Source organism: Embleya sp. NPDC050493, from assembly GCF_044458105.1.
GTDB lineage: Bacteria > Actinomycetota > Actinomycetes > Streptomycetales > Streptomycetaceae > Embleya.
Genome location: NZ_JBITHP010000008.1, coordinates 243,154 through 265,674, shown reverse-complemented (window position 1 = coordinate 265,674; position 22,521 = coordinate 243,154). Strand labels below are relative to the sequence as shown.

The window sequence follows — 22,521 nt, the reverse complement described above, 5'->3', positions numbered from 1 at the left end:
GGTCGTCCCCATCGCGCGGCAGCCGCGTGGCCGATTCTCCTCCCGAGTCGAAGCCCTGCCCCGGGCCGCTCAGGTGTGTTCGGGGCGGCCGAAGAGCAGGTCGTAGCCCGGCGGGAGTTGAAGCAGGATCCGGCGGGTGAGCTCCTCGCCCGCGGCGTCGGCGGCCACGCTCAGGACGGCACTGACGTCCCAGGCCGCGGTGCGTTCGGTGGCTCCCTCGATCCAGGCCGCGGTGGCCCGTACGAAGCGCTCCGGCGGGAGTGGTTCCGCGGCCTGCAGCGGGTTGAGAAGAACCAGGGCGAAGGTTTCCGGGAGCCGGGCGGCCAACTCGGCCCGCACCCCGCCCACCAGGTGCGCGCCGAGCAACGCCAGCACGGTCCGCGCGGCTCGCTCGGCTTCGCGCGGTGTGGCGTACTCGCCGCGTTCCTGTACCCGGTCGATGAACGCATCCCATCGCATGGCCACTTCGGTCCTTCCATGTCGTGGCACGAAGAACGGGGCATGATCAAGCGGGGGACGGAACCCGAGGGGCGGTGGATACCGTCCCCCGCCGTTCGCGCGGCCGGGGAGCCGACTCCTCAGCCCTCGAGCCGACGACGCTCGGATTCCCCGCCGATGGCGATCCTGCGAGGCTTCGCGCGCTCGGCGATCGGGATGCGCAGCGTCAGCACCCCGGCCTCGTAGTCGGCCGTGATGCGCTCGGTGTCCAGGGTGTCGGCCAGGACCAGTTGGCGGGAGAAGACGCCCAGGGGCCGCTCGGACAGCTCCATCTGCGCGTCGTCCGCCTTGGCCACCGGTCGGCGCTCGGCCCTGACGGTGAGCATGTTCCGCTCCACGTCGATATCGATCGCGTCCTTCGCGACGCCGGGCAGATCGAGGGCGATCACGTACTCCCCGCCCTCGCGATAGGCATCCATCGGCATCGCCGAGGGCGTGGACCAGGTACCGGACATCCCGGTCAACTGCTGGGCGAGCCGATCGAGTTCACGGAAGGGATCGGTACGCATCAACATCTCGGAACACCTCCACGGGTCCGGCGGGAACCGCCGATCCGTTTCGTACGACACCTTTGTAACACGTCATCCAAACGATGACAAGCAGGATGTCATCGAAGGGATGACGATATGCGCGTCGACGGGCCGCGCCCGACGGCCGGTTGTCTGCTCCGCTCGGACACCGTGTGGGCGCCGACCGCACATCCCCGTGTGGAAACGAGCCTGGCGGTCCCGAACGTCGGCCCCGGGGTGTGCGCCCGAACGGGCCAGTCGACCGTTGTCACGCCGGAAAGCGGGTACCGCACCGCCCATGGCTGGTATCGCGCTCGGAAGCGCCGCTTTCACGGACCACACCCGCATCGCCCGCAGGTACGCGAAGGACGGCGAGAACGTGTCGCCGCCGCTGACCTGGTCGGGAGTACCGGACGGCACCGCGGAGTTGGTGCTCCTGTGCGAGGACCCGGACGCCCCCGGCGGGACGTTCGTCCACTGGCTCGTCACCGGGATCGCACCCACGGACGGCTCCGTGGACGCCGGCGAGACACCGTCCGGTGGCACACCGCACAAGAACGGCTACGGCGACGCCGGCTGGGGTGGCCCACAACCCCCGATCGGCGACCCCGAACACCGCTACTGCTTCCGGTTGTACGCCCTTCCCGAGCCGGTATTCCTGCCCGAGGATCCGTCGGCCGACGACATCCACCAGGCCGTCGACGAACGGCAACTGGCGAGCGGCACCATCGTCGGCCTGTACCAACGCTGACCGCGCACACCACGCGGAGCGGCTCCCACCCACTCGGAGCAGCAAGGATCCACGGCCGGCCGCGTTCCCGGTCGCGGTCGCAACGCCATTCAAGCCGTTTGAACTCGTCCTGATGGATGGTTCGGGTTCCGGTCGACGGGCCGGACCGGGCCGGAAGGAGAGTCCACTCATGGGAGCGCGGGACGCGGACCGGGATCTGGCGGAGTTCATGGGAGTGGACGAGATCGCCGCGCTGGTCGAGCGTCATCGCGACCTGTACGTGCGCTGGTCGCGCGGGCCGGAGGTGGATGCCGGCGGCCACAGCCGCGACGAGTTGACCGGTGTACCGCTACCGGGGCTGTCGGCGTCCGCACTGGACGTCGAACCGTGGTGGGGCCGACGCCCCGTCCGCCTGTGGGTGGCCCGGCGCCTGTACGACTACGCCCACCTCCCCAAACGGCGCGGCCCCGGGGTGCGCCCGTGGCTGCTGCGCGGGCGCTGCGTCGGACGCGGCCCCGACAACGAACCCCTGGTGATCGCGGAGCGGGCCGTCGGCTGGATCAGCCGATCGGCCCTGCGCGAGGCGCGCGAACTGGTCGACGCCCAACAGGGCCCCTGGGGACCACTGGACCGGCATCCGTGACTCGGTGGCGGCACCTGGCTCGGGGGCCTGCTGCAGCGATGCCGAGGCACGATCAAAATTTTTCGAAGTCGGCGGTCTGCGGATGTCGAGAACGTGCCACCGGCTCCGTCCCAGGGACATCAGCGGCCACCACCGGCCGCACGAGGAAGAAGGAGAAACGGACGTGGGGATTCAGCGGATGGACAACGTCGGCATCGTCGTCGAGGACTTGGATGCCGCCATCGCGTTCTTCGTGGAACTCGGTATGGAGCTGGAGGGCAGGGCCGAGGTCCAGGGCCCGGTCGCCGACCAGTGCACCGGACTCGACGGCGTCCACTGTGACATCGCAATGGTCCGGACCCCGGACGGCCACAGCCGGCTCGAACTCGCGAAGTACCGCAGCCCCGCGGCGATCAGCGCGGGGCCGCGCAACCAGCCGCACAACATCCTGGGCACGCACCGCGTCATGTTCGCCGTGGACGACATCGAGGACACCGTCGCCCGCCTGCGCCCGCACGGCGCCGAACTCGTCGGTGAGCTCGCCCGGTTCGAGGACAGCTATCTGCTCTGCTATCTCCGCGGCCCGGAGGGCATCATCGTCGGACTGGCCCAGCAACTGAACTGAGACGGAGAAACCCGAACGAACCATCCGGCCGAACGAGATCACCGCGGCGCACGAGACCGTCTCGAGGTACTGGCGGGAGGATGCGCCCCCCGGCCGGCGGTTCGCTCCGTGGGTGCGGCCGCCAGGTCGGTGACGGTCGTCCAGGTCGTGGCCACGCAACCGCGGCACCCCTCTCCCGTCCCGGCCGCGCTCTCCGGGCGCGTGCCGGTCTCAGGACTGTGGCGGGTAGGTCAGGTGTCCGTCCCGGACGACGGCGTGCTGGTTCAGTACGGCCGGCCTCGCCGTCGTGGGCGACATGATGTCCACCACCTGCACGCCCTCGACAAGCAGTGCATCGGTGATCAGTCTGCGATGGCAGCGCCACGGCACGGCCTCGCTGCACATCATCGCCGGCCGTTCGTGTCCGGCGAGGTCGAGTAGTTCGTTGAGCCCTTCCCTGAAGTCGTCGCCCGCCATGTAGTCGGCGTAGTCACGGAAGGCCTTGACGCGCCAGGCACCGTTCACGCTCGGGACGCCCTTGGGGGTGTGCCGCCGGCCGCCCAGCTTCGGAATCCACCGGTATCCGATATCGGGAGGAAGAGCCTTGACGATCGCCTCTCGGCTCCATTGCGGGAATCTTTTCGAGGAGGGGAACGAGCGCACGTCGACCAGGCAGGTGATCTCGTAATTGCGCAACATGTCCAGCACCTCGCCGAAGTCACGCGTCGAATGCCCCACCGTGCAGATGCGGTTCCTCATCCGACCTCCCCACTCGTCTCACTCGGTTGGCCTTCCCGTTCGGGCCGCCCCGAAGACCCTTCGGACCTCGCGAAACACCGGGGGCGCGACCGACCCCTGGCGTCGCCGGATCCCCCCGCTGGGCAGAGCACGACTGGGATTGAGTGGGCCGTGAAGGCCGCATATCTTGTTGGTGAGCACGTACTTTTCTCGTCGATCGGGAGATGAGAACGGTGGCAGTGGAACAGCAGGATCCCTATGTCGTACTCGGGGTTTCGCGGACCGCGTCGGACGTCGAGATCACGGCCGCGTTCAGGGCACTGGTCCGGGCGTTGCATCCCGACTCCCGACCGGATCGGCCCGAGGCCCGTGAGCGGTTGCAGGCCGTGCTGACCGCCTACCACGCCCTCCGGAAGTCCCGGCGTCGCACCGCACACCTGGTGCGGGACACGACGGTCCCGGCCGCGCCCCCGCCCGGGCCACCCGTCGCGCCGGGATTCGTCCGCACCGTCGACGGTGATCGACGCCCTGTGCTGTACGGTCTCGCGTCCCGTTCCTGGACACGGACGCCACTACTGCGCGCGGGCCCGGTGCGGTGGACCCCTGAATGAGCGGCTGAATGAGCGGCGCGGACGCGACACCACGTGTAGGCAGCAGAGTGGGCGTGCGCGATGCCTGGCGCTTCAGGACTCCGTGTACGACCTTCCGGCGAAAACAGGCCACATAATCGCTGGGTTGCCGGGGCTGCGCATTGTCCGGCCGCCGAATAGCCGACACGTGTCACCGCGATCTGCCATGATCGAATTCTTGACTTCGATTGTCGGGAGTTCGAAGATCGCCGGCGCCCGGTGATATCGGCATCGTTCGATCGGAAAAACAGAAACATCGGATCGGCATTGACTATCACCGAGAGACTTGGTTCACTCTGGCTCCGGCGACAGCGGAACGCGTAACCGCTATTCGGGGCATCGAACCTTCAATGGCGAAACCTGTCCGATGTCATGGCGAGCAGTACCGCGACGCGTCGACCGATATTCACGATCAACCCCGTGTCGGGGGTATCCCCATCCACCTCGGCTATGACCCACACACGGGGCACCCCACCGACCCGCGGGAGGTACGTTTTGTTCGCGACCAGACTTCGAGCCATCGGCGCGCTCGGCGCGGCGGCGGCGACCACCGCTGTTCTCGCCTTCGCAGGCACCGCCTCTGCGGGCGGACCCGTGTCCACGACCTACACCTGCCTCGACACGACCTTGGGCGTCTCGTATCCCGGTATCACCGGCGTCCTGACGACCTCCGCGACCCACAAACTCCGGATCCAGACCACTTGGAACGTCCCCGTCCACGTTCAGAACCAGCTCTACACCACCGCGAGGCTGGACTCGGCGGGCGGGCCGGTGGTATTCGCAGGGGGTTTGAACACCGATTCACCCGTCGAGATGGGGCCGCTGCCCAAGACCTCCGGCACGATCTCCCCTGGGGCGATCCTCAGCACCCCGTTCGCGACAGGCCCGACACCGACGATTCCCGGGCCGACCAATTGGAGCCTGCGGGTCGACTTCTCGGCGGTCTCCGGCATGCCGGGGCACTACGTCTATTGCGTTCTGACGGGTCCACAGGTCTCGCTCGCGTATTGATCCGGTCCCGACCCGGGACGCGAGACCGGCGAGCCGGCATGGTGCCCGACTCACCGGGTGAGCGAGCCCACCACCGCTCCGGCCACGTGAGTGTTCCGGGTGGCGCGACCGCCCGGAACACTCACGCCCACACCGGGCTCGCCACCGCGCCACCGGTACCGCCACCGCGCGCCCTGGGCACCCCGATCACGTTGTCGCTTCGCACCCTTCCCGCTCTCGGGCCAATTGTTCGCGTGGGTGATCGCCGGAGGCCCACGCGCTGACGAGGGCGCGACTCAGCCGTTGGTCTTCTTCGGCCACGACGATGCCCGGTGGCGCGGAACCTCGACGACCGACCGGTCCCCCGCGATGGGTACGCCGAGGACCTCGTGTGCGCGGTGTTGCGCCGACCGGGCCTCGCGCAGGCCGTCCCGGCCCCAACCCAGGAGGTCGACGGCGGTGGCCGGGTCGACCAGGAACCGGCGCCATTCCCGGCCGGTCGCCGGATCCGCACGGGCCGGGCCGAGCCGGGCGAGTCGGGCCGCGTACCGTGCCCGGGCAACCGGCGTGCCGCCGTGGATGAGCGCGTCGTGGTCGTGGAGATAGCCGAGATAGGTGCTCGCGCCCAGCTCGGCGCCGGCCTCCTCGTACGCCTCGCGGGTCAACGTCCCCAGCGCGTCGGTGTCCTCGTCCTCGGTGCCGCCCCCGGGCAGCGCGAGCATGCCCTGGTCCGCGACCAGGAGAATGCGCCCGTCGTCGGCGAACAGCCAACCCGCCGCCTGGGCGACGCGCAGCGATCCGGGCACGGGCTCGTCCGGGTGCCAGACCCACGGCCTGCCCATCCTCGGCGCGGCCCGAAGGCCGAGTTCACGGCGCAGCGGTTCGTTGCCGTGGTCGGCTGCGCGGATCGCGGCAAGGCGTTGTGCGGCGTGGCCGTCGTCGTGGACGGTGTCGTGGGGTTGTTGCAGGTGGAGGGCGTAGGGGGTGCCGGCACGGATGGCGTCCAGGGCGGCCCGGGTGTAGGCGACGAGGTCGTGGGGTGGGTCGTCGGGGTCGGCCCAGACGAGTTCGTCGTGCTTGTGCGGTTCGGCGTTGCGTACGGTGTCCGGTGCGTCGGGATGGCGTGCGCCGGGCCATCCCTCCGCGGTGAAGAACCAACCGATCCGCAACGGTCCGCGAGGTGGCCGGTGTTGCAGCACGAGGTCGCAGCGGAGCATGGAGGGGTGCAGGACGACGCCGGTTTCCTCGGCGACTTCGCGCACGGCTGCGGTGACGACGTCCTCGCCGGGTTCGACCTTGCCGGAGGGGAGGCACAGCAGGCCGGGTGCGTAGGGCGAGTTTCGGCTTCGGCGCAGCAGCAGCAGTCTCGGTCCGCGGTGCAGCAGGACGTGCACGTCGACCGGACATCCGGTTCCGGGGCGGGCGACGGGTTTCAGGTGACGACCCTTCGTGAGTCGGTTCGTTGTCTCGCCCGGGACACGATCCCTGCCGCCCCGGGTGGGTTCGCCGTGGACCGACCGGACGTCCCGTCAAGGAATCGATCCACTCTGCGAACACCCGCCTTTCGCAGGCGACTTCGTCACACACGAAGGGACGAGGGCGGACGGTGGGGGTGGCGGCGAGCGTTGCTGCCGCCACCCCCACGCGCCTTCGGGTGCGTTGGAACACCCTCGCTTGGTTCATGCCCTTCCGGGCCTCATCGCCGGCGAGGTCGCCGCGTGACGACGACCGACCCGGTGGGTCGCTCCGGCCGTCGCGCTCGGTGTTGCCGGCTCGGGGCGGACGTGTCGTTTCCTAGTACGACAGGTCCGTCTGGTCCGTGAACACCTTGCCGCGGATGTGCAGGTTTCCCTCGGAGTCGAGGACCGCGATGATCTTCTTCGCGGAACCGTGGTGGGTGGTGAAGTAGATCTTGTCCGCCTCCTGGGAGGAGGAGTAGTTCGTGTTCACCGACAGTTCGATGCTCACCGGCGAGCTGATGAGCACGTCCTTCTTGTCCGTACCCGGGTAGACCTGGTTCTCCCGCAGTTTGATCCGGGCGTGGGTGTCGCCCTCGTCCCAGTCCGATGCCTGTCCGAGATCGATGTCCGTCATGAGGCTTCCTCTCATGTCCCCGGCGGCCGTGTCCCCTCTCGCGGGCTGCGATCGTTCCACATGCGAAGCCCGACGGGACGCGCCCGCCCTCCAGTGAAGAGCCTTGCCGGGCCCGGGCAAAGCCGTTGCGCTCCCGGGCCGAGCACGAACGTACCCATGCGGGTTCCCGCGCGGTACCGGACTGCACATGTTTGGCTCAATTGCTTGATATAGGCTGCTTTTTGGTCAACTCAACGTGTATTGACACGTGTCGCATACGGACGCCGGCCGTACCGCGCCCCACGCCGGCCGTACCGCGCCCCGCGCCGCCACGACACCCGCCCCGGCGGCTCACGCCCACGGGCGGCGGCACCTCGCGCGGCGTTCCTCGTCGGGTCGAGCCGCGGCCTGCTCGATCGCCATGGCCCGGCAGACACCCGTTACTCCGTTGGAGTGGTCCGCCGGGAAGCGGTAGCCCGTAGGCGGGTCGGGCCGGGTGGAGGCGGCGAAGATTGCGCGAGGAACGCGCGTGGGCGAAGACGACGGAGGGGGCGACCGTGCCGGAAGGTGACCAGCGGCCCGGGAAGGGCGGGGTGGACCGCTCGGAAGGATTCGGGGAACGGCTGCTGGGCAAGCTGCTCGACCGGGCGCACGAGATGCCGCCGCAGTTGATCGCTCCTTTGATCGCGGAGGAGGTCGCCGGTGTCGGTGGCCGCGACGTCTCGATCCTGTTGCAGGATTACGCCCGGGAGCTGCTGGTGCCGCTGCCGGGCCGCGGACTGCTGATGGGCGATCCGGAGGAGATCGGTGACTCGCCTGCCGGTACGGCCTTCCTGCGTGCCTCGGCGCTGGAGGTCGAGCAGAGCGACGGCGTACGGATGTACCTTCCGCTCCTCGACGGCAGCGACGAGGTGGGAGTGATGGCGCTGACCCTGGACACCGTCGACGAAGACGACCGGCGGCTGCTGCGGCGGCTCGCCGGTCTGGTCGCCGACATGCTGGTCACCAAGCATGCCTACACCGATCTGTTCTTCCAGGCCCGGCGCCGCGAGGCGATGAGTGTGGCCGCGGAGATGCAGTGGTCCCTGTTGCCGCCGCTGACGATGTCCGTGCCCCAGGTCGCGGTGGGCGCGGCCGTCGAGCCCGCGTACGGAATCGCCGGCGACAGCTTCGACTACGCCCTCGACGACAACATCCTGCACGCGGCCGTGATCGACGCGATGGGCCACGGTCTGGACGCCGCCACCATGGCAACGGTCGCCATCGGCGCCTACCGGCACGCCCGCCGCGCCGACATCGGGCTGGATCGGATGTACGCGTTCATGGACCGGGCCATCACCGAACAGTTCGGGATCGACCACTTCGTCACCGCGCAGATGGTGACCCTGGATGTCACCACCGGCTTGCTGCGCTGGGTCAACGCCGGCCATCCCCCTCCCCTGTTGATGCGTGGAAACCGGGTGATCGAGCGTTTGGAGGGCCCGACCACCCTGCCGGTCGGCCTCGGCGGCGAGCCGCCTGTGGTGAGCGAGATCCGGCTCCGACGCGGCGATCGGGTGCTGTGCTACACCGACGGCGTGGTCGAGGAAAGAGACGCCGAGGGAGAGCCGTTCGGCGAGGAACGGCTCATCGACTGCGTCAACCGGTGCGCGGACGTCGAAGGCGGATTGCGCGCCGGCGCACTCCGGCTCTCCGCCGTCCTGAAACAACAACGCGGTGGACGCACCAGCGACGACACGACGCTCTTCATGATCGAATGGCGCGGCGGCACGGCCGGCCATCTCGCCTTCTCCCCCGAGTGACCCGGCCGACGCCGACCAAGGTGGGCAACGGTTCGGATGCGTCTTGTGACGGACGTCGGCGACCGACCCCGCGCGTCCTTCGATGCGACGCCCACCCTCTCGGCCGTGCCACCGAGAAGTACCGATCCATGTGTGTTTCCCTGACATCGTCCCTGTGACCACGAGGCCGGCGGGAACGCGACACGGCGGCGTCCGAGGGCTGCCGTGTAAAGGGCCGCGTCCCCGCCGACCCTCGTGTGACCGGCGAGCGCCCACCCCGGCACGGGTGGTGTGGGCGGGCCGGGCCGTGGAAGGCATCGAGGGTGGCCCCGCCCCGGGCCACCCCAGTGTCCGACCCCGTCCGCACCCCGGCACCCGGCGCACACAACTCCCGGAGGCCAGCCCAGCCATGACCGGTCCTCGCACCGACACCGAGCCCGACGTCACCCGCCTGCGCGCGGCCACCGACCGAGACCTCACCCGCCTCGCCACCCTGCAAGCGGGCACGTTCGCGCACGCGCGACTGCGCAACGAGATCATCGAGAACAACCTCAATCTCGTCACCCACGCCTGCAACCGCTACACCCACCGCGCCGACCTGCGCGAAGACCTGCGCCAGGTCGCCGCGATCGGCCTGATCAAGGCCGTCGACGGCTACCGCCCCGGCCACGGCGCCGGGTTCCTCGCCTACGCGATGCCCACCATCTCCGGCGAGTTGAAGCGCTACTTCCGCGACCACACCTGGGCCGTCCACGCCCGCCGCGGCGAACAGGAGTTGTACCTGCGCCTCGTGCGCGCCCGCGACGACCTCTCCGTCCGACTCGGGCGCGAACCCGACCACACCGAACTCGCCGCCCACCTCGACATGGACACCACCGAGGTACGCATGGGCCTGGATCTGGGGGCGGCCCTGCGCGCCGACTCCCTGGACGCGCCCCCGCCCGGCGGCAACCCCGACGACCGCCCGGGATCCGGATACGACCTGCGCGGGGAGTCCGACCCCGCCCTGGACCTCGTCGACAACCTCCAGTCACTGCGTCCCCTGATCGCGGCGTTGGACGAACGCGACCGGCGCATCCTCAAACTCCGCTTCTGGGACGACCTCACCCAAGCCGAGATCGGCAAGGCCCTCGGCCTCTCCCAGATGCACGTATCCCGTTTGCTCACCCAGGCCTTCGCCGCCCTGCGCGCGGGCATGCTCGCCCCGACCTGAACCCCCGTGCCCGCGGCCGCCCCCGGACAGGGCGAAGGCGCCTCCGAGGGCAAACCGGCGGCCACACCCGTCACGGCGACACCGGTACTCACCCGGTTTCCGGCACCGGATGCGGCGCTCGCCTGCGCGTGGGATTCGGCCGGGAGGCGGTAGGGAAAAAAAGAGGTCATCGTCGGATCTGCCGGTACGAGAGGTCGGATGATCATGACCGGACAAGCCCGCGCGCCCAAGTCCGCGCGACGATCGCATGGGTCGGTACAGGTTCGAGGCCTCGCAGGGGCAGCGCCTCCGGTCGGGGCGGTGTTGTGCGCTTTGAGGGGCGCCTCGTATCCGGCCCGTCCCGGGCAACTGGCCGAGCACGCCGCACACAACCGGGCCGAACGAGAGATCGTCGAGGCCCTGCGGGCCCTGCCTCCGCGCGCCTATGAGGGACCCAACCAGGTCTGCATGGCACTGTATGGCCGATTCTGCCAAGTCGAAGCCGTCCTTTGAACGTTTTGTCCCGATATCGATACCCGGCGCAAAGGCGGGAGGCCGTTCGCGCGAACGGTTCCCGGCCGGGGGGAACGGCCCCGGAGGACCTCGCCTCCGGTTCGCCCGACCTCGCCGACCGTCGACCGGAGTTCGCGCCGGACCCGGCTTCGCCGTGCCGGAGCGGGTACACACCCTCGGTTCCCGCGAAGGAGGCACGTGTGCAGACGTTTCTGCCGGTCCCCGGCTTCGAGGCGACGGCGCGGTCACTCGACGACCGCAGGCTCGGCAAGCAGCGGGTGGAGACCTTCCAGATCCTGCGGGCGCTGGTGTGGCCGACCTATGGCTGGAAGCACCATCCGGCGGTCGCGATGTGGCGGGGATTCGTTCCGGCGCTGGTCTGCTACGGGCTGGCGATGTGCGCCGAATGGACCCGTCGCGGGTTCCGGGACACGGTGTCCGCACAACTGCTCGAATTCACCGGTGGACGCGTCCCGTACCGACCCGATCTGTATCGCGACGGCCTGCTTCCGCCGTGGCTGGGCGAGGAGGCCCTCCACGCGAGCCACCGCTCCGTGCTGGTGGCCAAGGACGAGGAGTACTACCGGGGACGATACGAACCGGATCCGCCCGCCGACCTCCCGTACGTCTGGCCCCTCCCGCGTTACCCCCGGTGGCCGATGTCGGTCGGGACCGCACGCGCGCACGAGTTCACCCCCGCCCTGCACGCCCTGGGCCGGGACCGGGCAACCACACCGGAACGAGAGGCGTTCCAGGCGATCGCCGCAGGCCACGACTTCGAGGCGGACGCCTCCGGTGCACAGGGGCGCGACCTCGCGCTACTCGCCGGCCTGTCCCGGCCCGGGCCGACGATCTGGTTCACGGGCGCACCTCTTCCGGACGCGGATCGGGCCACGGACACCGACGCGGTCACAGCCGCGTCGGGCGCGTCCGTCCCCGATGACGACGACACCGCGGCGGGCCGAAAGTCGATCGCCCGCACCCCGGATGCCGCCACCCGCCGGGCCATGCGCGCCCAGGCACGCTCACCGGTACGCGTTCGCTTCCTACGGCCGGACCAGCCGATCGTCGACCGGTGGGGTCGACCGGGCCTGCTCGTCGTGGACCACGTCGACATTCCGGATCGGGTCGCCCGACCCGAGGGCGTACCGATCCTGCGCCTGCGGCCGACGTGATGCGGACGCCACGAACGGCGCCCACCGGCGGGCGCACGCGGGCCGAACGTTGCGTCGGCGTCCGTGGGCGCCCACCTCTACGACCCTCACCGGCGATCCACACGCCGATCACCGGCGGCGATGTCGAGGCGTGATTGGAGGACCCATTTCCCGGGTAGCGCGAGCGAACGATGGGTGCGGGCGTGTCTTGGCCGGCAGTCGACCTTCCGCGGATCGAACCCACTGCGAACGTCCACACTGCACGAAGGGGATCGGCGACACCATGACAGACGTCTCGAGCAAGGGGTCCACGGGCGACGACCCTCGCGAGGTACTGACCAACCGGCAAGGGCACCCGGTATACGACAACCAGAATCAGCGGACCGTCGGAGCGCGCGGGCCGGCGACACTGGAGAATTACCAGTTCCTGGAGAAAATCAGCCACTTCGATCGCGAGCGTATCCCCGAGCGGGTCGTGCACGCGCGGGGCACCACCGCGTACGGCTATTTCGAGGCCTACGGCGCGTGGGGTGACGAGCCGATCTCGCGTTTCACCCGCGCAAAGCTGTTCCAGGAACGCGGCAAGCGCACCGACGTGGCGGTGCGCTTCTCGACGGTCATCGGTGGGCGGGACTCCTCGGAGGCGGCGCGCGACCCGCGCGGGTTCGCGGTGAAGTTCTACACCGAGGACGGCAACTGGGACCTCGTCGGCAACAACCTCGCGGTGTTCTTCATCCGTGACGCGATCAAGTTCCCTGACGTCATTCACGCACTCAAGCCGGACCCGGTGACTTTCCGCCAGGAACCGAACCGCATCTTCGACTTCATGTCGCAGACACCCGAGAGCATGCACATGCTCGTCAACCTCTTCAGCCCCCGCGGAATCCCGGCGGACTACCGGCACATGCAGGGGTTCGGCGTGAACACCTACAAATGGGTGAACACGGCGGGCGAAACGGTTCTGGTGAAGTACCACTGGATGCCCAAGGTCGGCGTCAGCAGTATGACCGGGGCCGATGCCGCGAACGTACAGGCCGAGGAACTGGGACACGCCACCAAGGACCTTCGGGACGCGATCGAGCGCGGTGACCACCCCGAGTGGGAACTGCTCGTACAGATGATGTCCGACGACGAGCACCCGGAGCTCGACTTCGATCCGCTCGACGACACGAAGGTCTGGCCGGAAGAGGACTTCCCGCCCCGGCCGGTCGGCCGCATGGTGCTCGATCGCAACGTGCGGAACGTCTTCGCCGAGAACGAGCAGATCTCCTTCGGCACCGGCGTCCTCGTCGACGGCCTCGACTTCTCCGACGACAAGATGTTGGTGGGACGCACCTTCTCGTACAGCGACACCCAGCGCCACCGGGTCGGCCCGAACTACCTCCAACTGCCCGTCAACCAGGCGAAGAACGCCGCGGTACGCACGAATCAGCGCGACGGGATGATGACGTACCACGTGGATGGTGGTCAGGAGAACCCACACATCAACTTCGAGCCGTCCATCCACGGTGGTCTACGCGAAGCCGAGTACCCCACGACGGACGAGCAGGGGCCGACGATCACGGGGAGGGTGACGCGCCGGCGGATCCCCCGCACCAACGACTACAAGCAGGCGGGACAACGTTTCCTGATGCTGGAGCAGTGGGAGCGTGACGACCTCGTGCTCAACCTGTCCACGCAGCTCGCCCAGTGTGAACGCGACGTCCAGGAGCGGATGGTCTGGCACTTCCTGCTGGTGGAGGACGAACTGGGTCGACGTGTCGGCGAGGCGTTGGGCATCGGCGCGGACGATGTCACCTCCCTGGAACCGCTGGCGAGTCAGGACTTGACCGAAGAGGATCGCAACCGCCTCGAGAAGCTCGGTCGCAACGGTCCGCGCGACATCGAGGGCCTGTCGATGACACATTGCGTGCCGAACAAGCGCGCGACGGTGAATCGCTGAGCCGAACGCCTGAAACCGCGACGTCGCAGGAGCGTCCCGGCTGTCGGTGAGCCCTCCCTTCGGGCTCGCCGGCGGCCCGGGCACGACTCGGTCGTCAACACCCCCGAGGCCGGCTCGGCTTCGACGTGTCCGTTCCGGGCCGGGCGGCACGTGAATTTCCGAGACTCGGCAAGTTCCTCTGCGAGCGCTCCGCAGCCTCTGGCACCCGGAATCGCTCGGCCGGACTACAGCACGTGGACAGGAGCATGGCATATGTCGGACGAAGCGCGCGGCGACGACGTCTACCAGCCGGACAACGCCGACATCGACAACGGACCCGACGACGAGCTCGACTTGGCGAACGCGCTCGACGAACCGGACCTCGACGACATCATGGACACGAGCTATTCGCCGCCGGAACGCCCCTTCGGGGCCGAAGAATTCGGTACGACGGCAGAAGAGCAGTCGACGGGCGAGCCGTTGGAGCGGCGTTTGGCCCGCGAACGGCCGGATGTCGAACCGGAGGCCGGTGACGGCATCGGCGACTTGCCGGACGCCGCCGGAGAGGCGCGGGACGACGGCGCTGCCGGAGAGCGCCGAACCGGCCGCCTCCTCCAGGACGACGAACCCACCGGTTCGGCTCACGACGTCGGAATCGACGGCGGCGCGGCTTCCGCCGAGGAGGCGGCCGTGCACACCCTCCCGGACGAGTGGGATGAGGAATAGGGATCGACGGGACTTGTCCATCCCCTTCCGCGCGGTCCCCACGGGCGCCCCCACGTCGGGCGCGATCCGGTCCAGGCCGGCGGCAGGACCAGGGCGCGGATGCGGTCCCGGACGACGGGATCGGTCACGGCACGGCCGTCGGCGTCGTAGTAGGTGAAACCACGTCCGCGACGGCGCCGAGTCAGGCCGGGATCGGTCGGATCGACGTGCCTGAGCCGAGAGGTCGGTCCCGTGCCTTCACCCACGTTAATGGCCTTCGCGTTCGTCGGGACATCCGCGGGCCCCGCGCATACCCGGGCGCCGCGCCGGCAAGGATCGGCTGCCCTCCCCCGCCTCGCTCATGCACATCCCACGGTCACCGGCGTCAATCGGCATTTCGGATGGACCGCGGAGACGGGTGGCCGAGTGAACGAGAAAAGCCGGCGCTGCCGGTGGAAGGGCCCGGTCGCAGACGGGCGAGGGCGACATCGCGCCACCCACTTCGGCCCCGCCAGACCCGCGAACGGGGTACAAAAGACGAACACGACGGCGCCGGCGCTTCCCGACGGCGGAGCCGTCCCGTTCCGGTGCGGGGAGGGTGATGGAGTCAGACCACGGCATATCGGTGCCCGAGGTACCCATGGCCCCGCCGTCGACTCCGACCACGTCCAGCGGCCGGATCGCCTTGGACGGCGGCCCCGGGACCGCCGCCCGCGCGCGTCGGGCGGTGCGCGCGTTCATGGATCCGCGGGCGGGCGCGATCCGCGCATCGGCCGGCACGGTGGAATTGATCGTCAGCGAACTCGTCACCAACGCGGTACGGCACGCCCCCGGTCCGTGCGTCCTGGAAATCGAGGACGTCGACGGCGAGGTGCGCGTGACGGTCCACGACACCAGCCCCGAACACCCCGTGCGACGAGCAGGCGACGCGTACCGACCCAGTGGGCACGGCCTGGAACTCGTGCGATCCCTCAGCACCCATCTGCTCGTCGTGGACCACCATGACGGCAAAGCCGTCACCGCCCGCATCCGTTACGCCGACGGACCCCGGTGAGCGACCGGAGGAAGAAGCCGCAACCATGCGGCCGGCCGGTCGGATTCGGGCGGGATGGTATTCGCCGACCCCGACCACACCACCGCGAAGACGACGTCGGCCGACGTTCGCGCGCCTGCTGGACGTACTGGACCGACCCGACCCGAGCTTCACCATCGTCACGCCCTGACCGCACGGCGAGTCGCGGCCCGGGCGACCGACTCCCCGGCCTCGGCGTAGCGGGCGTAGCAGAGAGCCGGGGCGCCCACAACGTCGATCCGGTACGAAGGACCGGAACGTCACTGCTGAGGCGGCCCGTTCCACAACCGGACCACCGTAGCGGCCAGTTCCTTCAGAAGGCCGGCGCGCGCGGCCGCCTTCGTTGCCCGGAACTCGAACTCCGACTTCCCGTCCTTGCGTTTGATCCGCACATCGATCTTCGTCTGCAGCCACCCCACCACTCCGGCCAGAACCACCACCGCGGGCACGGCCAGGTCGGTACCAAGCCGGGTATCCGACGGCGGCTCCGCCACCACGGCCCGCACCACGTCGGCGGTCGCGGGGTCCTCCACCAGGAGGACGAGGAGCCTGCGTGCGGCCGCGTACTGGTCGACCCCGTTCAGGTCCGCGGCCTCCGTGCCGTTGTGCCCGCCGGCCTCCAGCAGGGCGGCCAACAGGGCCTCGGCCTCGTCCCTGTCCATGGGTCGGGCCTCGGGTGCCACATCGGCGGTGAGATCCTCGGTCACCTCCTGTAGGGCCAGGATCAGCGAGCGCTCATCGAGTTCGGCAATCACAGCTGCGGTCACGTGTGCCTCCAGACACCGAATAGAGCCAGTGCGGCCCAGTGATAGGGGTGGGTCTCCCAGTGGCCGCCGGGCTGCCGCATCATGGCGCGCTGGGCCTGCCACAACGCCCGCCATGGCGGCTGCCCCGGCGTGGCCGGGTCGTCGCAGAGCAGAAGGCGGTAGAAGTCCGCGAAGAGTCGGCGCGAGCTCGTGTCGTCGACGTCCCACAACGTGGCGACGACCGTGCGCACTCCGGAGTGCAGGAGTGCTTGGACGACGCCCTCCAGATAGCCCGTGCTCTGTGCGTCCCAACGCGCGGTCGAACATGCCCGCAGCGTCAGCAGGTCGAGCCGCAGGCCCTCCCGCGCCAGCCGGCGGGCCGTCAGCACGTGGTCCAGCCTGGTCTGCACGTCGACGGTGTGCGGGTGCCGAGCCGGGCGCTGCCCGTCGTACGAGAAGAGTAGTCCCGAGTCCAGTGGCTCGGTCGGGTCGAACCAGCCGTGCCCGGCCAGATGTGCGATCGAGGCGCCTCGGAGCCCGATGGCCACCACGTCCGGTGTCGCCCGGATTCCCGTGTCGCCGACGACAGACCGGCCGCAGCTCGTGACCAGTTCGGCGTCGTGCTCCAGCCGGCCGGGCTCGGGATCGTCACGGTCCGCCGTCCCCGCGACGTACACCGTGGAGCTGCCCTTCGCCGGCGGCAGATCGGCGAGTCTGAGCAGTATCGTGGCGCTGGTGACCTGGACGACGGCGTGTCGCTCCGCCAGCGGTCGGTCCTCGCCGGGTAGCGGCAGCGCGTGAAGCGGCAGATTGTGCAATGGGCCGCAGGCGGCAACACACAGCAGTTGCCTGCCTGCCACATGTGGCAGGAAGGCAAGGAGACCCTCGGCCAATTCCTCGAAAAAGGCCAGACTGCGTTTCCACGGCCGACGGGCCGGCAGCGGCGCCTGCGGCGGGAACGCCTCCGGATCGCCGTCGAAGGCACGGCGCAGCCGCTCCGCTGCCCGGCGCAGTGTCTGCTCGGTCAATGGGGTCCGTACGGCGGTGAGTCGGTCCGTCGCCGGTACGTACGTGAAGATCGTGACGACCTGGTGGCCGCAGAAGTACGACACGAAGGCGCACTCGGCGGCGTCCGGGTGGTTGCGGAGATATCCGCGCAGCGCATGAAACCTCGCTGGGACGGGCGACTCGCGGCCGGTGCCCCCCGTCCAAGTCTTGTATTCCTCGTGCACGTCGAAAGCCAGTTCCAGTGGGGACTCGGCAGTGCCGGCGGGAAGGCGGAGTTCGTCTCCGTGGTCGAGAAGCAGGTCGAGAAGTGATTCGTAGACACCTCGGTGCAGCGCCACCCGAGCGGGCCAATCCTGTGTGCTCCGACGTTCCGACGGCACCCGTACCAGCCGCTCGCGGGCCTCCCATAGTCCATCGAAGGCGTCCTGGCGGGCCGTGGCGTGCTCGGTCCACCGCATCAGAGTGCGGGCCAGGCGCTCCGTCGCCAGAAGCCCCATCTGCACGGATGGTGACTGCTGCGAGCCCTGGGCGGTGAGTTCGCGCAGTATCGCGACTGCGTCCGCGTGCCGTCCGGCTTGCTCGTGCCGAGACGCGTGCGCCAGCCCGAACAGCAGCCGTGAGGTCCCGGAGGCGAAAAGGTCGGGGCGGGTGTCCCGAAAGGCGTCGGCGGTGGTCAGCAGTAGGTCCCCGGCCGCGCCCATGCGCTCGGCGCGGGTCACCACCAGGGACATGCCCTCCTCCATGACATACGTCACGGCGCTCATGGACTTCACCAGCGCTTGGAAGTATGCCTCGGCGGCCTCGTGCTCGTTTCCCGCGTCGCAGGCCAGGTCTCCGATGCCGATCAGGGCGTGAACCGCGCTCAGCCCTTCGCTGCCCTCCTCTTCGAGAAGTCGCAGCGCCCGCTCGTAGCAACTTCGTGCGGCCTTCGGTTCGCCCGCTCCCCCGTAGGCATGGCCGAGGTTGTTCAGCGCACCGACCAACCGACCTCCGTTCACCTCGACATGGGACAGTGCCCGGCGGGCCTCGCGCACACTTTGCCGAATCAGGCCCGCCTTCTGGTACGAGGCGGCGAGAGCGGTGCGTGCCTGGTATTCGGCCTCCGAGTCGCCGCACGCCCGCGCCGCCTCGATCGCCTGCCCGAAGGAGAATCTGGCTTGCTCGTACGCAGCGTTGTCGTCGCACAGCAGACCACGCAGGAAGTGGCGGTTGGTCTGCAGTTGCATGACGAGCGCGTCGTCCCCGGACGCGATCGCGGTCCCCGGACCGAAAGCGACCTTGTCGAGCAGCGCCAATGCTTCCTGGGCCCGCCCCGCCGACCGAAGGGCGCCGGCCAGGTGCATCCGCAGTGCCGCGATCCTCGGTACGGCATCCGGACCGGATGGCGGCATAGCGTCGGCCCGTCGCAGCACCGCGAGCGCGGCGTCCAGTGCGCCGAGTTCGCTCAACTCCCTGGACTCCCGCTCCAGTTGCTCGCGGGGGTCAGCGCTTGGCTCCCGGTATCCCGACGGCCGGGGTCCGTCGCCCCGCCGCGCCATGGTGGTGATCCGCTCAAAGGCGTACGTCAGGGCGGCGTGCAGGCCCTCGACCGTACCTTTGTGGAATTCTGCGAGGGCGGCTTCCTCCGGGCGGCCCGCGGCCTTCAACCCGACGCACAGACTGTCCAGTTCACGCAGCAGCACATCGGGGTCGAAACGTCCGGCGGCCCTGGTCAGCAGGCCTTCCGCGTGCCGGACCGACATCGCGGACAACAGGGCCCGGGCCAAGTCGCGCTCGCCCCGGTCCCCGCCACTCTCGGACCTCGGCATCTCATCCACGGTCGAGGTCCGCCGGATCGCCGGCGCCGACCGTGCGCATGGCGAGCCGCACGTCTTCGCGGTCCGTCTCGTCGGCGGCAGTGGCATAGGCGCGCCCGAAGTGGTGCCGGCTGAGTTCCTGCGCGCCCAGGATCCAGTAGAACTGGGCCACGTGGAAGTGGACGAGGTGATCTGCCGATGGATCTGTGGCCCACTCGTCGGTCAATCTGCGTGCCTCGGCGTAATCGCCCATGTGGTAGACGGCGGAGACAAGATCGAAACGGTAGTCGTGATTGGTGGGAGATCTTTGTACTTCCAGACGAAGTTCCTCCACGGCATTCCGGTCACCGGCGAACGCCCGCCGTCCGACCTCACGCAGCCGCTGCGCCCGTGACTCCGCGTGCTGCGCTTGCATGGGATCGGTGTGCCACTCCCGGACGGTGGCCAGCAGTGTCGAATGGGGGGCCACCCTCTCCAGTTCCAGGAGGACATCGTTGAACTCGGGCGAGAAACCTTCGGCGGCGATCAGCGCAGCCGCCAGGATCTCGAGCGCGTCCGGGTCGTCGGCGGCCGCACGGCGCACTTGTCGTGCCGCCGCGAGGAAGTCCCTGCTGGTGACACCGCTGCCGGGAACCTGCACCAGGCTGCTGAGCAGGCGTGCCAACTCCTTGAGTTCTTCCGCGGACGCCAGACCCCGTTCGAACCGCTCCCGGATCGCGGCAACCCGTAGTTCCAGATATCGCACCTGCCTGGCCGTGTCCTGTCGAGCATCTTCCAGTTCGGCGATCCGCCGCTCGACCAGTTGCCGTTCCTGGGTGTCGATGCCGGTCCGGCCGCGGCACGCCTCCAGTGTGCGGGCGCACTCCTCGGCACGGCCTGCCATCAGATGACTGGTGGCGAGATTCAAATACGCATACGCAAAGTCGGGTCGGCGCTCGATCAATGTGCGCCACACGCGCTCCGCGTCGTCTTTGCGTCCGAAAGCCAAGAGCGCGGCCGCGTATTGATTCACGGCCGACGAATCGCCCGGCGCGGCTGCGTCGGCCAGCTGCTGCAATGCTTCCGCCCGTTCCGCTTCGGGACGGTTGCCCTGTAACGCCGCGATCGGATCTCCGGGCAGCTTCGGTCCGTCGAGTAACAGCGACCAGTTGAGTCCGTTGTGCATGAGCCCTCCCCCGTAGGCCGAGGCCGGACTGCGCCTCGTATGACAACGCAAGCGACACCAACCGATGGCGACTTGTTCAGGTTATGCCGATCCGAGAGTCGGCGAGGGCGAAATGGGAGGCATTCTGCCGGGTGAGCGGTTGACAACTCGTGGTGCTCGAAGGCGCCCTCACCGTCGCGGTCGGCGGGATCAGCGAGACCCTGAACTCGGGCGACTCCCTGTTCTTCCAAGCCGACGCGGACCACGGCTTCGCCAACCGAACGAACGCTCCCTGCGAATACATCATGATCATCTCGCGCAGAACCTGATCGGCCGCCTGTTCCCGAACCCGGGGCGGTGGAGCGGCATGACCCCCGCAAGTGAACGTTCGACCACCCGACGGCGGAGCAGGACGACGAACCCCTGGCGTCCTTGGGCCCGTCGGGATGTCCCGGCCGCCCGCCGCGTGGAGCGGCGGCAGGCAGCCGGAACACGTGAGGTGGGCCGAGGGTTCAGGGCACGAAGACCAAGCGCTCGCTGGTCTTCTCGGACCATGCCTGCGCGATCCGGGCCGGCGGCACGGCACGGGCCCGCACGTCGATGGCGCCCTCGGTCACCGCTTTCGCCAGCTCGGGCAGTTCGGCGATGAAGTCACGGGCGGAGACCGAGCCGATGCCGCTGCCCACGATCTTCAGCCGGGCCGCACGCAGCGCCGCGGAAGGGATCGGGGCGGACTCGCCCGCCATGGAGCCGATCTGGACCCAGGTCAGCGGAACAGAGCGGTCGGCACGGGCGGTAAGCATCGCAAGCATGGCGCCGGCGGCGGGAGCCCCCCACACGAAGTCGAGGACGACGTCGACGTCGGCTGCGGCGGCGATTTCGTCGAAGGTGAGCGCCCGGTCCGCGCCGAGGTCGGGCAGCGCCGCGAGGCCGGTGGCGTCGCGGCCGACGGCGAAGACCTGGGCGGCGCCGAACCGCTTGGCGATCTGGACGGCCATGCGTCCGGCGCTGCCGGTGGCACCGAGGATGAGAACGCGCTGCCCCTCGCGGAAGGTGATGCGGCGACGCAGGGCGACCCAGGAGGACATGCCCGGGTTCATCGCGGCGGCAATCCGGACCGGATCCACGTCGTCGGGCAGGACGACGCTTCGGCGAGCGTCGATCACGGTGCGCTCGGCGAAGGTGCCGAGGTTCGTGTCGTCCAGTACCGCGTAACGCAGGCGGCCCGATGAGTCGCGCACGACGCCGTCGACGCCGGGCACCAGCGGGAAGACGCCGGTGGCGGAGTAATGGGTGCCGTTCGCCTTGGCCCGGGTCAGGTGGTGCAGGCCCGCCGCGAGGACGTCGACCACCAGCTCGTGCTCGCCCCGGGCCACCGGCTCGGGGTGCTCGCCGTAGACGGGCGGCGCGTCGTACGCCGTGATGACCGCAGCATGCATGAGGAACTCCCGCAGGTTGGTTTGTATTACCAATCATTGCCAGAGTTGTTGGTAATGCAAACAATGTCAAGTAGGGTGACGCTCATGGATCCCGACGACTCCACGGACGCCCTGGTCGACGGCCTGGTCCGCAGCGCCTTCCAGGTCATGGGTGTTCTCACCCGCATCGGCGCCGAGCACGACCTGTCCCTCACCCAGCTGCGCGTACTCGGCATCGTGCGCGACCGACGCCCCCGTATGAGCGACCTCGCGGCCTTCCTGGGCCTGGACAAGTCGACCCTGTCCGGCCTCGTCGCGCGCGCCGAACGGCGCGGGTTGCTCACCCGCGATACCGGCCCCGACGACAAGCGCGCCGTCGTCGTCGTGATCACCGACGCCGGACGCGACCTCACCCAGCGCCTGTACGAGGAATTCCGGGACACCCTCGCACCGGCAACCGATCGCCTCGATCCGAAACAGCGCGAGCAGCTCGCTCAGCTGCTCGAGCCGCTCCTCACCCCACCCCTGCCGGCAACGCCGCGTCCCGAGCGCCCGGCGCGCGGCACGCCCTGAGTCCGGGACCGTTGCCGGCGCCGGCCCGGCGCACCGACGCGGACAGGCGCGCACGCACGTACGCACACGTACGCCCGCACGCGCGCTCGGTGCCGAACGGCGGCT

Annotated in this window: 24 protein-coding genes; 14 read left to right on the top strand and 10 right to left on the bottom strand. The window is 69.3% G+C overall.

Annotation, left to right across the window (positions count from 1 at the left end):
- Positions 1–69: 69 nt before the first annotated feature.
- A complete protein-coding gene (locus ACIBM5_RS18740; protein WP_396007885.1) occupies positions 70–465 on the bottom strand; it encodes a DUF2267 domain-containing protein in 396 nt (131 codons plus the stop codon).
- 113 nt (positions 466–578) lie between these two features.
- A complete protein-coding gene (locus tag ACIBM5_RS18735; RefSeq protein WP_396007884.1) occupies positions 579–1,013 on the bottom strand; it encodes an Hsp20/alpha crystallin family protein in 435 nt (144 codons plus the stop codon).
- A 292-nt stretch (positions 1,014–1,305) separates the two neighbouring features.
- Between ACIBM5_RS18735 and ACIBM5_RS18730 the strand changes: the two genes are divergently transcribed.
- The 3 genes from ACIBM5_RS18730 (at position 1,306) to ACIBM5_RS18720 (ending at position 2,984) form a co-directional block, all read left to right on the top strand.
- Positions 1,306–1,758, top strand: coding sequence for a YbhB/YbcL family Raf kinase inhibitor-like protein (locus ACIBM5_RS18730; RefSeq protein WP_396007883.1), 453 nt, complete (start codon positions 1,306–1,308; stop codon positions 1,756–1,758).
- A 169-nt stretch (positions 1,759–1,927) separates the two neighbouring features.
- Positions 1,928–2,380: a DUF6098 family protein gene (locus tag ACIBM5_RS18725; protein WP_396007882.1), complete on the top strand. Its 453-nt coding sequence runs from the start codon at positions 1,928–1,930 to the stop codon at positions 2,378–2,380.
- A gap of 163 nt (positions 2,381–2,543) precedes the next feature.
- Entirely contained in the window at positions 2,544–2,984 is a 441-nt protein-coding gene (locus ACIBM5_RS18720) for a VOC family protein (RefSeq protein WP_396007881.1), read from the top strand.
- Positions 2,985–3,194: 210 nt separating this feature from the next.
- Here the strand turns inward: ACIBM5_RS18720 and ACIBM5_RS18715 are convergent, their stop codons facing one another.
- A complete protein-coding gene (locus tag ACIBM5_RS18715; protein WP_396007880.1) occupies positions 3,195–3,722 on the bottom strand; it encodes a DUF488 family protein in 528 nt (175 codons plus the stop codon).
- A gap of 212 nt (positions 3,723–3,934) precedes the next feature.
- Between ACIBM5_RS18715 and ACIBM5_RS18710 the strand changes: the two genes are divergently transcribed.
- Positions 3,935–4,312, top strand: a complete 378-nt coding sequence (locus tag ACIBM5_RS18710; RefSeq protein WP_396007879.1) for a DnaJ domain-containing protein — start codon at positions 3,935–3,937, stop codon at positions 4,310–4,312.
- 612 nt (positions 4,313–4,924) lie between these two features.
- Complete coding sequence (locus ACIBM5_RS18705) at positions 4,925–5,341, top strand: hypothetical protein (protein WP_396007878.1); 417 nt, start codon at positions 4,925–4,927, stop codon at positions 5,339–5,341.
- Between the two features lie 275 nt (positions 5,342–5,616).
- Here ACIBM5_RS18705 and ACIBM5_RS18700 read toward each other — a convergent pair whose 3' ends face one another.
- Together ACIBM5_RS18700 and ACIBM5_RS18695 are read right to left on the bottom strand one after the other, a co-directional pair.
- Complete coding sequence (locus ACIBM5_RS18700; protein ID WP_396007877.1) at positions 5,617–6,714, bottom strand: NUDIX hydrolase; 1,098 nt, start codon at positions 6,712–6,714, stop codon at positions 5,617–5,619.
- Positions 6,715–7,114: 400 nt separating this feature from the next.
- A complete protein-coding gene (locus tag ACIBM5_RS18695; RefSeq protein WP_331769545.1) occupies positions 7,115–7,414 on the bottom strand; it encodes a DUF6342 family protein in 300 nt (99 codons plus the stop codon).
- Between the two features lie 536 nt (positions 7,415–7,950).
- Here ACIBM5_RS18695 and ACIBM5_RS18690 point away from each other — a divergent pair.
- From ACIBM5_RS18690 to ACIBM5_RS18665, 6 genes are all read left to right on the top strand, one after another.
- On the top strand, positions 7,951–9,195 hold the full coding sequence (locus ACIBM5_RS18690) for a PP2C family protein-serine/threonine phosphatase (protein WP_396007876.1): 1,245 nt from the start codon (positions 7,951–7,953) through the stop codon (positions 9,193–9,195).
- A gap of 388 nt (positions 9,196–9,583) precedes the next feature.
- Entirely contained in the window at positions 9,584–10,387 is an 804-nt protein-coding gene (locus ACIBM5_RS18685; RefSeq protein ID WP_396007875.1) for a sigma-70 family RNA polymerase sigma factor, read from the top strand.
- A 198-nt stretch (positions 10,388–10,585) separates the two neighbouring features.
- Entirely contained in the window at positions 10,586–10,879 is a 294-nt protein-coding gene (locus ACIBM5_RS18680; RefSeq protein ID WP_396007874.1) for a DUF2795 domain-containing protein, read from the top strand.
- 200 nt (positions 10,880–11,079) lie between these two features.
- On the top strand, positions 11,080–12,054 hold the full coding sequence (locus ACIBM5_RS18675; protein WP_396007873.1) for an MSMEG_6728 family protein: 975 nt from the start codon (positions 11,080–11,082) through the stop codon (positions 12,052–12,054).
- A 262-nt stretch (positions 12,055–12,316) separates the two neighbouring features.
- A complete protein-coding gene (locus ACIBM5_RS18670) occupies positions 12,317–13,975 on the top strand; it encodes a catalase (protein WP_396007872.1) in 1,659 nt (552 codons plus the stop codon).
- A gap of 252 nt (positions 13,976–14,227) precedes the next feature.
- The gene (locus tag ACIBM5_RS18665; RefSeq protein ID WP_396007871.1) at positions 14,228–14,680 is read left to right on the top strand and encodes a DUF5709 domain-containing protein; all 453 of its coding nucleotides are present in this window, start codon (positions 14,228–14,230) and stop codon (positions 14,678–14,680) included.
- Here the strand turns inward: ACIBM5_RS18665 and ACIBM5_RS18660 are convergent.
- Positions 14,596–14,925, bottom strand: coding sequence for a hypothetical protein (locus ACIBM5_RS18660; protein ID WP_396007870.1), 330 nt, complete (start codon positions 14,923–14,925; stop codon positions 14,596–14,598). The genes ACIBM5_RS18665 and ACIBM5_RS18660 overlap by 85 nt on opposite strands.
- A 335-nt stretch (positions 14,926–15,260) precedes the next feature.
- On the opposite strand from ACIBM5_RS18660, the gene ACIBM5_RS18655 reads away from it, so the two are divergent.
- Positions 15,261–15,713 (top strand): ATP-binding protein, encoded by a 453-nt coding sequence (locus ACIBM5_RS18655; protein WP_396007869.1) that lies wholly within the window; start codon positions 15,261–15,263, stop codon positions 15,711–15,713.
- A gap of 278 nt (positions 15,714–15,991) precedes the next feature.
- On the opposite strand, the gene ACIBM5_RS18650 is transcribed toward ACIBM5_RS18655, so the two are convergent.
- From ACIBM5_RS18650 to ACIBM5_RS18640, 3 genes are read right to left on the bottom strand one after another with little or no spacing between them, the layout of a single operon-like run.
- On the bottom strand, positions 15,992–16,498 hold the full coding sequence (locus ACIBM5_RS18650; RefSeq protein ID WP_396007868.1) for a hypothetical protein: 507 nt from the start codon (positions 16,496–16,498) through the stop codon (positions 15,992–15,994).
- The gene (locus ACIBM5_RS18645) at positions 16,495–19,293 is read right to left on the bottom strand and encodes a CHAT domain-containing protein (RefSeq protein ID WP_396007867.1); all 2,799 of its coding nucleotides are present in this window, start codon (positions 19,291–19,293) and stop codon (positions 16,495–16,497) included. The genes ACIBM5_RS18650 and ACIBM5_RS18645 overlap by 4 nt, the downstream gene beginning before the upstream one ends.
- Position 19,294: 1 nt before the next feature.
- Complete coding sequence (locus tag ACIBM5_RS18640; RefSeq protein ID WP_396007866.1) at positions 19,295–20,446, bottom strand: hypothetical protein; 1,152 nt, start codon at positions 20,444–20,446, stop codon at positions 19,295–19,297.
- Positions 20,447–20,595: 149 nt separating this feature from the next.
- Between ACIBM5_RS18640 and ACIBM5_RS18635 the strand changes: the two genes are divergently transcribed.
- Entirely contained in the window at positions 20,596–20,754 is a 159-nt protein-coding gene (locus ACIBM5_RS18635; protein ID WP_396007865.1) for a cupin domain-containing protein, read from the top strand.
- 183 nt (positions 20,755–20,937) lie between these two features.
- On the opposite strand, the gene ACIBM5_RS18630 is transcribed toward ACIBM5_RS18635, so the two are convergent.
- Positions 20,938–21,864, bottom strand: coding sequence for a zinc-binding alcohol dehydrogenase family protein (locus tag ACIBM5_RS18630; RefSeq protein WP_396007864.1), 927 nt, complete (start codon positions 21,862–21,864; stop codon positions 20,938–20,940).
- A gap of 84 nt (positions 21,865–21,948) precedes the next feature.
- On the opposite strand from ACIBM5_RS18630, the gene ACIBM5_RS18625 reads away from it, so the two are divergent.
- Positions 21,949–22,416, top strand: a complete 468-nt coding sequence (locus tag ACIBM5_RS18625) for a MarR family winged helix-turn-helix transcriptional regulator (RefSeq protein WP_396007863.1) — start codon at positions 21,949–21,951, stop codon at positions 22,414–22,416.
- The last annotated feature ends 105 nt before the right edge of the window (positions 22,417–22,521 follow it).

What these genes read in the sequence shown, in the direction of transcription:
- ACIBM5_RS18735 (WP_396007884.1), bottom strand. Translation starts at nt 1,013, where the DNA reads ATGTTGATGCGTACCGATCCCTTCCGTGAACTCGATCGGCTCGCCCAG.
- ACIBM5_RS18730 (WP_396007883.1), top strand. Translation starts at nt 1,306, where the DNA reads ATGGCTGGTATCGCGCTCGGAAGCGCCGCTTTCACGGACCACACCCGC.
- ACIBM5_RS18725 (WP_396007882.1), top strand. Translation starts at nt 1,928, where the DNA reads ATGGGAGCGCGGGACGCGGACCGGGATCTGGCGGAGTTCATGGGAGTG.
- ACIBM5_RS18715 (WP_396007880.1), bottom strand. Translation starts at nt 3,722, where the DNA reads ATGAGGAACCGCATCTGCACGGTGGGGCATTCGACGCGTGACTTCGGC.
- ACIBM5_RS18695 (WP_331769545.1), bottom strand. Translation starts at nt 7,414, where the DNA reads ATGACGGACATCGATCTCGGACAGGCATCGGACTGGGACGAGGGCGAC.
- ACIBM5_RS18685 (WP_396007875.1), top strand. Translation starts at nt 9,584, where the DNA reads ATGACCGGTCCTCGCACCGACACCGAGCCCGACGTCACCCGCCTGCGC.
- ACIBM5_RS18680 (WP_396007874.1), top strand. Translation starts at nt 10,586, where the DNA reads ATGATCATGACCGGACAAGCCCGCGCGCCCAAGTCCGCGCGACGATCG.
- ACIBM5_RS18670 (WP_396007872.1), top strand. Translation starts at nt 12,317, where the DNA reads ATGACAGACGTCTCGAGCAAGGGGTCCACGGGCGACGACCCTCGCGAG.
- ACIBM5_RS18665 (WP_396007871.1), top strand. Translation starts at nt 14,228, where the DNA reads ATGTCGGACGAAGCGCGCGGCGACGACGTCTACCAGCCGGACAACGCC.
- ACIBM5_RS18655 (WP_396007869.1), top strand. Translation starts at nt 15,261, where the DNA reads ATGGAGTCAGACCACGGCATATCGGTGCCCGAGGTACCCATGGCCCCG.
- ACIBM5_RS18645 (WP_396007867.1), bottom strand. Translation starts at nt 19,293, where the DNA reads ATGCCGAGGTCCGAGAGTGGCGGGGACCGGGGCGAGCGCGACTTGGCC.
- ACIBM5_RS18640 (WP_396007866.1), bottom strand. Translation starts at nt 20,446, where the DNA reads ATGCACAACGGACTCAACTGGTCGCTGTTACTCGACGGACCGAAGCTG.
- ACIBM5_RS18630 (WP_396007864.1), bottom strand. Translation starts at nt 21,864, where the DNA reads ATGCATGCTGCGGTCATCACGGCGTACGACGCGCCGCCCGTCTACGGC.
- ACIBM5_RS18625 (WP_396007863.1), top strand. Translation starts at nt 21,949, where the DNA reads ATGGATCCCGACGACTCCACGGACGCCCTGGTCGACGGCCTGGTCCGC.